This window comes from Pseudomonas sp. LARHCG127 (assembly GCF_052871455.1).
This window is the reverse complement of record NZ_JBIXJT010000005.1, coordinates 278,463-290,724: the sequence shown is the minus strand read 5'-3', so window position 1 is coordinate 290,724 and position 12,262 is coordinate 278,463. Positions and strand designations below refer to the sequence as shown.

Below are 12,262 nucleotides of genomic sequence, written 5' to 3'. Positions count from 1 at the left end.
GCGTCGGGTCAGCTACATATACATTGACTGACAAACCGCCTTCGCGAGCAAGCCCGCTCCCACAATGGTTTCGGGGTGATTGTTGAATTTGTATTCACCACAGATCCCTGTGGGAGCGAGCTTGCTCGCGAAGACGGTGGCACAGTCGCACACTATGCAAACTGACCCACCGCTATCCGCCACTCAACTGCGCAACACAAATGAAGGAAACAGCTCGCGCATCGACGCCCACAGCTCAGGCTGCAAGGCCTGCGCCGAGACGCTGGAAAGATGGGGATCAAGCATCCGGGCAGTGCGCACCAGTTGCACGGCAAAGCGGCTGACGCCACGCTCGTTCAGCCGCCGGGCCAGGGTCAGCAACCGTTCGGGGTCGAACAAATGCCAGTGCACGGTCGTGCGACATTCATAATCCACGCCGCTGTCCAGCAAATGATCAAGACTGCGCCAGTTGGCGGCGCCGCTGCCTTCGACCCGGGTCACGTCCAGGGCATCTTCGGGCAAGGCCTTGACGTCGAAGCCCACCCAATCGGCTTGCCCAACCACCTTGGCGAAGGCTGCCGGCTTGATGCCAGCGCTGTGCAGGCCGATGCGAAAACCCATCTGCCGCACTTCTTCCATGGCCGGCCCCAGGCCGTCCTGCAAAGTTGGCTCGCCGCCGCTGAACACCACGGCGTCGAGCAGATCCTGGCGGCGTTGCAGGAACGCCAACACCCGGCACCAATCCACCTCCTCGCTACCGCGGGGCGGGATCAGTTGCGGGTTATGGCAATAACGACAACGCCAGGCACACCCCTGGCAAAACAGCACGCAGGCCAGTTGGCCCGGGTAATCGAGGGTGGTCAGGGGCACCATGCCCCCGACCCGTAGTACTCGACTCATGGACGCCCGGCCGCGCGTTCGGTGAAGTGCACCCGCTCGCGGTGCTCGGACTGCTTGCCCGGGTTGAAGGCCGCCACCGGGCGGTGATAACCCATCACTCGGGTCCAGACTTCGCAACGTTGACGCTGTGCCTGTGGAATCGTTTGTACTGCGCTCATGGATAAAGCTCCTAACGGTCGATGGATCGGATCAGTGAACGCTGCCTGCCAACTGCTGTTGCAGCAGCAAGGCCTCGTCGCATTTCGGGCAGAACTCGTGTTCGCCAGCCAGGTAGCCGTGCACCGGGCAGATGGAAAAGGTCGGCGTGATGGTCAGGTACGGCAGGCGGAAACGTCCCAGGGCCTTGCGCACCAGTTGCTTGCAGGCCTGGGTGGAGGAAATCTGCTCGGCCATGTACAGGTGCAACACGGTGCCGCCGGTGTATTTGCATTGCAGTTCGTCTTGCAGCTCCAGGGCTTCGAACGGATCCTCGGTGAAGCCCACCGGCAGTTGCGAGGAGTTGGTGTAGTACGGCGCAACCGGGCTGCCGGCCTGCAAGATATCCGGGTAACGCTTGAGGTCTTCCTTGGCGAAGCGGTACGTGGTGCCTTCGGCGGGCGTGGCCTCGAGGTTGTAGAGGTGACCGGTTTCCTCCTGGAAACGCAGCAATGTGGCCCGCACGTGATCCAGCAGTTTCAGCGCGAAGGCCCGGCCCTGTTCGGTGTGCAGGCCCTCCTGGTCATCGGTGAAATTGCGCAGCATTTCGTGCAGGCCATTCACGCCGATGGTGGAAAAGTGATTGCGCAAGGTGCCGAGGTAACGCTTGGTGTAGGGATACAAACCAGCATCCATGTGATGCTGGATGACCTTGCGCTTGACCTCCAGGCTCTCTTTCGCCAGTTCCATCAGGGTATCGATGCGTTGCAGCAAACCACTGGTGTTGCCTTTGTACAGGTAGCCCAGGCGCGCGCAGTTGATCGTCACCACGCCCAGGGAGCCGGTCTGCTCCGCAGAGCCGAACAAGCCGCCACCGCGCTTGAGCAGCTCGCGCACGTCCAGTTGCAGGCGGCAGCACATCGAGCGCACCTGGTTGGGTTGCATGTCCGAGTTGAGGAAGTTCTGGAAATACGGCAAGCCGTAGCGGGCGGTCATTTCGAACAACCGGTCGGCGTTCTCGCTGTCCCACGGGAAGTCGTGAGTGATGTTGTAGGTCGGAATCGGGAAAGTGAAGACCCGGCCTTTCGCATCGCCGGCCTGCATCACTTCGATGTAGGCGCGGTTGATCAACTCCATTTCCGCTTGCAGGTCACCGTAGGCGAACGGCATTTCTTCGCCGCCGATGATCGGGATCTGCTCACGCAGGTCCTGGGGACAGACCCAGTCGAATGTCAGGTTGGTGAACGGGGTTTGCGTGCCCCAGCGCGACGGTACGTTGAGGTTGTAGATGAACTCCTGCAACGACTGGCGGACCTCGTCGTAGCTGAGCTGGTCCTTGCGCACATAGGGCGCCAGGTAGGTGTCGAACGAGCTGAACGCCTGGGCGCCGGCCCATTCGTTTTGCAGGGTGCCGAGGAAATTCACCATCTGGCCCAGGGCACTGCTCAAGTGCTTGGGCGGCCCAGCCTCGACCCGCCCTGGCACGCCGTTGAGGCCTTCGTGCAACAGGGTGCGCAAGGACCAGCCGGCACAGTAGCCAGCGAGCATGTCCAGGTCATGGATATGCAGGTCAGCCTCACGGTGCGCCTCGCCTATGGCCTGGCTGTAGACTTCGTCGAGCCAGTAGTTGGCGGTGACCTTGCCCGAAACGTTGAGAATCAGCCCGCCGAGGGAATACCCCTGGTTGGCGTTGGCCTGCACGCGCCAGTCTTCGCGATCCAGGTATTCGTTCATCGACGTGGCGACTTCCACCAGCGTGCGGCGATCCCGACGCAGGCGTCCATGCTGCTCGCGGTAGACGATGTAGGCGCGCATGGACAGGAAGTACCCGGCGTCCATCAGCACACGTTCGACCCGGTCCTGGATCTGCTCGACGTTTAACCGCGTCTGCCCTTCCAACCGCGCCAATACCGCCTCAAGCAAGCCTTCGGCCTCGGCTTCGGCGTATTCGCCGGTGGCCTTGCCAGCGGCGATCAATGCCTGGCGGATCTTGTCCGCATCAAAGGCGACCACACTGCCATCGCGCTTGTGCAAGCGGTTACAGCCTACTGAGATCAACGTGCTCTGCATTTTGTCTCCAAATACTACATATAGGTTTTTTTAGATCTATAAACACAATATGCGGTGGAGAGTACGGACAAAAGGCAGAGTTGCAATTGATCGGCATCAAGAATCGGGAGCGACTGCCATCAGCCTTGAAAGGTCATTTTACGGGCACCAAAAATCTCCTGTGGGAGCGAGCTTGCTCGCGATAGCGGTGGATCAGTTGACATCAATGTTGGCTGGACCGCCGTCATCGCGAGCAAGCTCGCTCCCACATTGGTTTCGGAGTGACTGCAAATCCCCCTGTGGGAGCGGGCTTGCTCGCGAAGAGGCCAGCACATTCAACATCCATGCAAGCTGACCCACCGCCTTCGCGAGCAAGCCCGCTCCCACAGGAGTTTCGGGGTAACTGTGGGATTTCTATTCATAACAGCCCCCCTTCTGCTAACCACCGCTCATATTCATGAACCGCACGATCTGTACTTCCCCGCCAGGGCTGAAGTCATGCTGCAAGGGCTTGCCCTTGAGTGCCTGTTTGATCGACTGAATGATCGGCTGATCCTCCAGCGGATAACGCCGCAGCAAGCCCCGCAGGTCCAAGGAATCCTCTTGCCCGAGGCACAGCAGCAAGCGCCCTTCGACGGTCATGCGCACGCGATTGCAACTGGCGCAGAAGTTATGGGTGTTGGGCGAAATGAAACCGATGCGGGTCTGCGGATGATGCGCCAGGCGCACATAGCGCGCCGGTCCGCCGCTGCTCTCGGCGCTGTCGAGCAAACGATGATGACGGGCTATCTCGGCCCGCACCTCATCGCTGGAACAGAACGACTCGCCTCGGGAACGGCCCACCTCGCCCAAGGGCATTTCTTCGATGAAACTGATGTCGATGCGTTGATCGATGGCGTACTGCACCAACGCCGGGACTTCATCGAAGTTGCGCCCCTTCATCACCACGCAGTTGAGCTTGATCCGCTCGAACCCGGCGACCTTCGCCGCGTCGATACCGGCCAGCACCCGGTCCAGGTCACCGTTACGGGTGATCGCCCGAAAGCGCTCACCGTCCAGGCTGTCGAGGCTGATGTTCATGCGCTTGACCCCAGCGTCCACCAGGGGCTGGGCCAATCGTCCCAGCTGCGAGCCGTTGCTGGTCATCACCAGTTCCCGCAGGCCGGGCAATGCCGCGATGTCGCGACACAGCCCGACAATGCCCGGACGGATCAGCGGCTCGCCACCGGTCAGGCGGATTTTCTTTACCCCCAGGCCGACGAACAGCCGCGCCAGGCGCTGCAATTCCTCCAGGGTCAACACTTGCTGACGCGGCAGGAAGGTCATGTTTTTCGCCATGCAATACACACAACGAAAATCACAACGATCGGTCACCGACATCCGCAAATAATCGATCTGGCGCCCAAACCCGTCCTGCAACACCGCGTTCATGAAGATCTCCCGATTGAGCCCGTGCTCACTGCACCAGCGGCGAGTCGGCGCCCTGAAGGTGAATGCCGCGAATATCCGCCGCACCGATCAGGGTTTGCAGGTACTGCACCAGCGCCTTTTGCCAAACGCCCTGCTGCAACTGGGTACGAATCGCCGTCGCCACCGCCTCATACGGCAATGGTTGGCCATCGATGCGCTGGTCGATGCTGACCACATGCCAGCCATAACGGCTTTCCAGCGGTTTGCTGGCCAGGCCCGCCGGCAGGGTGAACAACTGGCGCTCCAGCTCCGGCACGGTCTGGCCCTTGCTGATCTGCCCCAAGGAGCCGCCCTGCTCCTTGGACGGACACGCCGAATACTTCAGTGCCAGCTCGGCGAAGCTGCCCGGGAACTGGTCCAACCGCTCCAGCAGCAGCTCGGCCTGGACATGGGCCAGGCTGCGGGCCTCGGCATCGTCCGGCGCACATTCGAGCAGGATGTGCCGCACCGCCAGCAACGGCGCGCTGTGGAAACGCGCGCGGTTGCTTTCGTAATAGCGCAGGCAGGTGGCCTCGTCGCACTGCGGCACCTGCACCTCGCGTTCCAGCAACAGCCGCGTCGCCGCTTCTTCTTCGTTCTCACCGGCACCGACCTGCAACGCCAAACCCAGTTCAGCAATGCGCTGCTGGAGCAATTCGCGAATCACCAGCGCCCGAGCGGACTGGTAGACCGCCTCTTCACGGCTTTCGGCCGGGTGATATTGAAGTTCCTGGGCCATCGCCTGCGGGGCGATCGACACCCCGTTGACGCTGATGATCGGCCACTCCTGCTCACTGCTGGCGATCAGCTGTGGCGCTTCATCCTCCGCCACCGGCCCCACCTGGGCCGGCTCGAACTGCACCGCCCCAACCGGCTCCACATCCACCACCGGCGGCACTTTTGCCGAGGAACCGCAACCACCGCCCCCGCTACCACCGCCACATCCGCATCCACTCGCCATGATCTTCTCCTCAGAACTTCTGCCGAACGATTTGATAACGACGCCCCAGGTACCAGACCGGCGCACTGACGATGTGGACCAGACGGGTGAACGGGAACAACACGAACAGGGTCAGGCCCAGCACCACGTGGAGCTTGTAGACCAGACCCACCGGCGCGATCGAGGTCGCGGCTTCAACCGGGCGCAACAGCACGGTGTTCTGGGCCCAGTCGGCCAGCATCACCATCACCGAGCCGTCCATATGGGCGGTGGATGCGACGATGGTCATCAGCCCCAACACCAGCTGCACCAGCAGTACCACCAGCACCAAGATGTCCGACACATTGGAGATGGCGCGCACCCGTGGGTCGGTCAGGCGCCGGTTGAGCAGCATCAGCAAACCGATCAAGCCAAGCACGCCGAAGAAACCGCCGGAAACCATCGCCAGCAACTGCTTGTTTTCGGTGCTCAGGAAGTGGTGATACACCGCCGAAGGCGTCAGCAGGCCGACGAAATGCCCGGCCAGCACGAACAGCACACCGATGTGAAACAGGTTGCTGGCCACGCGCATGCCGCGCTTGTTCAGCATCTGGCTCGAACCGGCCTTCCAGGTGTACTGGGACAGATCAAAGCGAGCCCAACTGCCGAGCAGGCAAATCGCCAAAGCGACATAGGGGTAGACCCCGAACAACAACAGATCCCATTTAGACATTGCCCACCTCCCCGGCAGGCGCTGCGGCCCGCCCTTCATGCTGAAAATCCACCCAGTGCAGCGGCACTGCACTTTCGTCCCGGGCCTTGCCCGGCGCGCTTGGCATCGAACTGCAGCGGTCCTGCTGCTCGGCCTTCATGAAATCCACGGCCTCTTCCTCCCAGACTTTGTCCAGGGCTTCGAGGGAGTCATCCCGATGCTCGGCCTTCACTTGTTCGAGCATCTCGGCCACGGCCGCCTGGGGTTCTGTCCCGGCGATCTGCAGCAGCGCCCGAAAGCAACTGGCGTAGGCGCTTTCACGCTCCTCCAGGCGCGCCGCGAGCAAGGCCAGCAGGTGCGCCACATCGGCCAGGCCCTCGCGGGCCTCCAAGTCTTCGCGGGTGGAGAGAAACTCCAGGTACAGCGGGATGTAGTCGGGCAGTTCCTTGACGCCGATGGCGAACCCGGCTTCTTCGTACTGGGCCATCATGTCGACCATGGCCTGGCCCCGGTCACGGGACTCGCCATGGACGTGTTCGAACAGTAGCAGCGACAGTGAACGACCGCGGCCGAACAGCGCACCGTAGTGCTCCTGGCCATCCATCAGGTCCTGGCCGCAGACCAGCTCCAGCAACTCGAACAACCCGGCACGCTGGGCGGGACTGATTTCCCGCGCCTGCACGATCGCCTGCTCCAGCTCGTCGCGACCGGCCACCAGGGTCTCGGTCGGGTAATCGAGCAGCAACGAAATCACCTTGAGAATGCGCATGCTCACTCCTCCCACAACTGTACGGTCTTGATCACGTCGCGGCGGTTGGCTTTCTTGCCACCGAACATGTTGGTGTCGGAGCTGCCGCTGCAACCGCTGCCAAAGCTGAAACCACAACCGGAGCGCTCGGCGAACGCGTCGCTCATGGCGTCTTCGCGGTGGGCACTCGGCACCACGAAACGGTCTTCGTAGTTGGCGATGGCCAGGTAGCGGTACATCTCTTCCACCTGGTTCACGCTCAGGCCGACGTCAGCCAGCACTTGCAGGTCCTGCACGCCGTCGACCTGCTCGGCCCGTTTGTAGGCGCGCATCGCCAGCAAGCGTTTCAGCGCATGCTTGACCGGTTTCTCGTCGCCAGCGGTGAGCATGTTGGCCAGGTAGCGCAGCGGGATCCGCAGGCTGTCGACGTCCGGGATCACCCCGTTCATGCCCACGGTGCCGGCGGCGGCCGCGTTCTGGATCGGCGACAGTGGCGGCACGTACCAGACCATCGGCAAGGTGCGGTATTCCGGGTGCAGCGGCAGTGCGAGTTTCCAGTCCACGGCCATTTTGTAGACCGGCGAACGTTGGGCCGAATCGATCACCGACTGCGGCACGCCATCGGCCAGGGCCTGGCGAATCACCGCCGGGTCGTTCGGGTCGAGGAAGATCTCCAGTTGCTTCTCGTACAGGTCCTGCTCGTTGGCGGTGCTCGCCACTTCGCTGATGCGGTCGGCGTCATACAGCAGCACACCGAGGTAGCGAATCCGGCCGACGCAGGTTTCGGCGCAAACGGTCGGCATCCCAGCTTCGATGCGCGGGTAGCAGAAGATGCATTTTTCCGACTTGCCGCTCTTCCAGTTGAAGTAGATCTTCTTGTACGGGCAGCCGCTGATGCACATGCGCCAGCCGCGGCATTTCTCCTGGTCGATGAGGACGATGCCGTCCTCCTCGCGCTTGTAGATCGCACCGCTCGGGCACGATGCCGCACACGCCGGGTTCAGGCAGTGCTCACACAGGCGCGGCAGGTACATCATGAAGGTGTTTTCGTACTCGCCGTAGATGTCCGCCTGGATCTTGTCGAAGTTCTTGTCCTTGCGCCGCTTGGCGAACTCGGTGCCGAGGATTTCCTCCCAGTTCGGGCCCCACTCGATCTTCTCCATGCGTTTGCCGGACACCACCGAGCGTGGGCGCGCGGTGGGTTGGTGCTCGCCCAGCGGTGCGGTGTGCAGGTGCTGGTAGTCGAAGTCGAACGGTTCGTAGTAATCGTCCAGGCTCGGCAGGTCCGGGTTGGCAAAGATGTTTGCCAACACGCGGAACTTGCCGCCGATGCGCGGGTTGATCGAGCCGTCGGCGTTGCGCACCCAGCCGCCCTTCCACTTGTCCTGGTTCTCCCATTCCTTGGGATAGCCGATGCCCGGCTTGGATTCGACGTTGTTGAACCAGGCGTATTCCATGCCTTCACGGCTGGTCCAGACGTTCTTGCAGGTAATCGAGCAAGTGTGGCAGCCGATGCATTTGTCCAGGTTCAGGACCATGCCGATTTGTGAGCGAATCTTCATCTCAGTTCTCCTCGATATCAGTCGGCAGTGGACGCGGCAAATCATCGCCACTGGAACCGTCGAGCCAATCGACCTTGACCATCTTGCGCACCACGACGAATTCGTCGCGGTTGCAACCGACCGTGCCGTAATAGTTGAAGCCGTAGGCCTGTTGGGCGTAGCCGCCGATCATGTGGGTAGGCTTGAGCACCACGCGGGTCACCGAGTTGTGGTGGCCGCCACGGGTCTTGGTGGTTTCCGAACCCGGCACGTTCACGATCCGTTCCTGGGCGTGATACATCATCACCATCCCTTCCTTGACCCGTTGGCTGACCACCGCCCGGGCGGTCAGCGCGCCGTTGGCGTTGAAGCATTCGATCCAGTCGTTGTCCTCGATCCCGGCGCGCTTGGCGTCGATCTCCGAGAGCCAGACAATCGGTCCGCCACGGCTCAAGGTGAGCATCAACAGGTTGTCGCTGTAGGTGCTGTGGATGCCCCACTTCTGGTGCGGGGTAATCCAGTTCAGGACGATCTCGGTCTCGCCATTGCTGCGCTTGCCCTTCACGCCTTCGATGGTGCGGGTGTTGACCGGCGGCCGATAACTCATCAGTTGCTCGCCGAACGCCTGCATCCACGGGTGATCCTGGTAGAACTGCTGGCGACCGGTGATGGTGCGCCATGGGATCGACTCATGGACGTTGGTGTAGCCGGCGTTGTAGCTCACGTGGTCGTCTTCCAGGCCGGACCAGGTCGGGCTGGAAATGATCTTGCGTGGCTGGGCCTGGATGTCGCGGAAGCGAATCGCCTCATGCTCCTTCGACACCGCCAGGTGGCTGTGGTCGATGCCGGTGAATTCCGACAGCGCCGCCCAGGCTTTCACCGCGACATGGCCGTTGGTTTCCGGGGCCAGGGACAGGATCACTTCGGCGGCGTCGATGGCGCTGTCGATTTTTGGCCGGCCTTGGCTGATGCCGGCGTCGACTTCCTTGTGGTTCAACTCACCGAGGAATTTCACTTCGGTGTCGGTGTTCCAGTTGATGCCCTTGCCGCCGTTGCCGAGTTTTTCCAGCATCGGGCCCAGGGAGGTGAACTGCTTGTAGATGTTCGGGTAGTCGCGCTCGACCACGTGCAGGTTTGGCGCATTCTTGCCCGGTTGCGGGGCCACGCCGGCGCTCTTCCAGTCGGTGCCGCCAAACGGCTGGGCCAGTTCGCCGACGCTGTCGTGCATCAACGGTACGGTGACCAGGTCTTTCTCGACGCCGAGGTGACCGACCGACATGGCCGAGAACGCCTTGGCGATGCCTTTGTAGATTTCCCAGTCCGAACGTGATTCCCAGGCCGGATCGATGGCTGCGGACAGCGGATGGATGAACGGGTGCATGTCCGAGGTGTTCATGTCGTCTTTTTCGTACCAGGTGGCGGTCGGCAAGACGATGTCGGAATACACGCAGGTCGAGGACATGCGGAAGTCCAGGGTGGTCACCAGGTCGAGCTTGCCAATGGCGCCCTCGTCGACCCATTCGGCTTCGGTGGGCTTGCACTCGGTGCTATGGCCGATGTCTTCGTTCATCACGCCGTTCTTGGTACCGAGCAGGTACTTGAGCATGTACTCGTGGCCCTTGCCCGAAGACCCGAGCAGGTTGGAACGCCAGATGAACATGTTGCGCGGGAAGTTCACCGGGCTGTCCGGTTGCTCGCAGGCAAAACGCAGTGAACCGTCCTGCAGCGACTTGACCACGTAGTCCTTCGGATCAAGGCCCGCCGCCGCGGCATCACGGCAGATGTGCAGCGGGTTGGTGTTGAGCTGTGGCGCGCTGGGCAACCAACCGGCGCGTTCGGCGCGGATGTTGTAGTCCAGGGCATGCTCGGGGAACTGCGACTTGTCCGCCAAGGGCGAGAGCACATCGTGCATGCTCATCTTCTCGTGGCGCCATTGCGAACTGTGGCCGTAGAAGAAGCTGGTGCCGTTCATCTGCCGTGGCGGACGGTTCCAGTCCAGGCCAAAGGCCAGGGGCAGCCAGCCGCATTGCGGACGGAGTTTTTCCTGGCCAACGTAGTGGGCCCAGCCGCCGCCGGTCTGGCCGACGCAACCGCAGAGCATGAGCATGTTGATCAGCCCGCGGTAGTTCATGTCCATGTGGTACCAGTGGTTCATCGCCGCCCCGACGATGATCATCGAGCGTCCACGGGTCTTGTCGGCGTTATCGGCGAACTCACGGGCGATCTGGATCGCCTTCTCGCGGCTCACACCGGTGATCTGCTCCTGCCAGGCCGGGGTGCCGGGCACCGAGGCGTCGTCATAGTCCTTGGCAACGTTGGCGCCGCCCAGGCCACGGTCGATCGCCAGGTTGGCCGCCGACAGGTCGAACACCGTGGCGACTTTCGCCACGCTGCCATCGGCCAGCACCACGCTGTGCACCGGCACCCGCCGGAACTGCACCGCGTCGCCGGCCACGTGCTGGAAGTACTCCTGGGCTTCGCCAGCGAAGTACGGGAACGCCACCTCGGCGACATCGCCGCCGATCAAGCTCAGCTTGAGGTCGATCTCACGTCCCTCACCGCCTTCACGGGGCAGGATGTTCCACTTGCCCTTCTCACCCCAGCGATAACCGATGGAGCCTTGTGGCGACACCAGTTCGCCGGCGGCATCCAGGGCGATAGTTTTCCATTCCGGGTTGTTGTCCTGGCCGAGGTTGTCGGTCAGGTCGCTGGCCCGCAGGAAACGGTCCGGCTGGTAACCGGCGCCCGGCGCTGCGCCGAGCATCGGCTTGAGCATCACCAGCACCGGCAGGTCGGTGTAGCGCTTGGCGTATTCGGTGAAATAGGCGCTCGGCTTGTCCAGGTGGAATTCTTTGAAGATCACATGGTTAAAGGCCTGGGCCAGCGCGGCGTCGGTGCCCTGCTTGGGGTTGAGCCACAGGTCGGTGAGCTTGGCGACTTCCGAATAGTCCGGGGTGATCGCCACGGTCTTGGTGCCCTTGTAGCGCACCTCGGTGAAGAAGTGCGCGTCGGGGGTACGGGTCTGCGGGACGTTGGAGCCCCAGGCAATGATGTAGTTGGAGTTGTACCAGTCGGCCGATTCCGGCACGTCGGTCTGCTCGCCCCAGACCATCGGCGAGGCCGGTGGCAAGTCGCAGTACCAGTCGTAGAAGCTCAGGCACACGCCACCGATCAGCGACAGGTAGCGCGAGCCGGCGGCGTAGCTGACCATCGACATCGCCGGGATCGGCGAGAAGCCCACCACCCGGTCCGGGCCGTGTTCCTTGACGGTGTAGACGTTGGCCGCGGCAATGATCTCGTTGACTTCCTCCCAGTTGGAACGAATGAAGCCGCCCATGCCGCGCTTGCTCTTGTACGAGTCGGCCTTGGCCTTGTTCTCGACGATGCTGGCCCACGCCTCCACCGGCGGCAAGGTCTGCCGGGCTTCGCGCCACAGCTTGAGCAATGGCTTGCGGATCTTCGGGTACTTGAGCCGATTGGCACTGTAGATGTACCAGCTGTAGCTCGCGCCACGAGGGCAACCGCGTGGCTCGTGGTTAGGTAAGTCGTTGCGAGTGCGCGGGTAGTCGGTCTGCTGGGTTTCCCAGGTGATCAGGCCGTTCTTGACGTAGATTTTCCACGAGCACGAACCGGTGCAGTTCACCCCATGGGTGGAACGCACGATCTTGTCGTACTGCCAGCGGGAACGGTAGACGTTTTCCCAGTCGCGGGACTCCTTGCGGGTCTCGCCATGGCCGTCTGAAAACTCGCCTTGCTTGCGGTTGAAGAACCGCAGTTGATCCAGTAAATGACTCACAATGTCTTCCTCTCAGGCTTGCTCCGCGGGGTCT

The 12,262-nt window shown here is 62.1% G+C and carries 9 protein-coding genes; all 9 read right to left on the bottom strand.

What is annotated here, in order from left to right; all coding sequences use genetic code 11:
- Positions 1–183: 183 nt before the first annotated feature.
- The gene (locus tag ACIPQ1_RS11415) at positions 184–879 is read right to left on the bottom strand and encodes an anaerobic ribonucleoside-triphosphate reductase activating protein (protein ID WP_250965389.1); all 696 of its coding nucleotides are present in this window, start codon (positions 877–879) and stop codon (positions 184–186) included.
- A complete protein-coding gene (gene nrdD, locus ACIPQ1_RS11410) occupies positions 876–1,037 on the bottom strand; it encodes an anaerobic ribonucleoside-triphosphate reductase (RefSeq protein ID WP_030137643.1) in 162 nt (53 codons plus the stop codon). The genes ACIPQ1_RS11415 and nrdD overlap by 4 nt, the downstream gene beginning before the upstream one ends.
- Positions 1,038–1,068: 31 nt before the next feature.
- On the bottom strand, positions 1,069–3,084 hold the full coding sequence (locus tag ACIPQ1_RS11405) for a ribonucleoside triphosphate reductase (RefSeq protein ID WP_411384534.1): 2,016 nt from the start codon (positions 3,082–3,084) through the stop codon (positions 1,069–1,071).
- Between the two features lie 417 nt (positions 3,085–3,501).
- Positions 3,502–4,494 carry a GTP 3',8-cyclase MoaA gene (gene moaA, locus ACIPQ1_RS11400; RefSeq protein ID WP_250965387.1) on the bottom strand — a complete coding sequence of 331 codons (993 nt, stop codon included), beginning with the start codon at positions 4,492–4,494 and terminating at the stop codon, positions 3,502–3,504.
- A gap of 25 nt (positions 4,495–4,519) precedes the next feature.
- Complete coding sequence (locus tag ACIPQ1_RS11395; RefSeq protein ID WP_446534119.1) at positions 4,520–5,473, bottom strand: peptidylprolyl isomerase; 954 nt, start codon at positions 5,471–5,473, stop codon at positions 4,520–4,522.
- Between the two features lie 10 nt (positions 5,474–5,483).
- The gene (narI, locus tag ACIPQ1_RS11390) at positions 5,484–6,164 is read right to left on the bottom strand and encodes a respiratory nitrate reductase subunit gamma (protein WP_446534118.1); all 681 of its coding nucleotides are present in this window, start codon (positions 6,162–6,164) and stop codon (positions 5,484–5,486) included.
- On the bottom strand, positions 6,157–6,912 hold the full coding sequence (narJ, locus tag ACIPQ1_RS11385; RefSeq protein ID WP_186705786.1) for a nitrate reductase molybdenum cofactor assembly chaperone: 756 nt from the start codon (positions 6,910–6,912) through the stop codon (positions 6,157–6,159). Before narJ ends, narI begins: the two co-directional genes overlap by 8 nt.
- 2 nt (positions 6,913–6,914) lie before the next feature.
- Entirely contained in the window at positions 6,915–8,453 is a 1,539-nt protein-coding gene (narH, locus tag ACIPQ1_RS11380) for a nitrate reductase subunit beta (RefSeq protein WP_045155823.1), read from the bottom strand.
- 1 nt (position 8,454) lies between these two features.
- Positions 8,455–12,228 (bottom strand): nitrate reductase subunit alpha, encoded by a 3,774-nt coding sequence (locus ACIPQ1_RS11375; RefSeq protein ID WP_446534117.1) that lies wholly within the window; start codon positions 12,226–12,228, stop codon positions 8,455–8,457.
- Between the last annotated feature and the right edge of the window lie 34 nt (positions 12,229–12,262).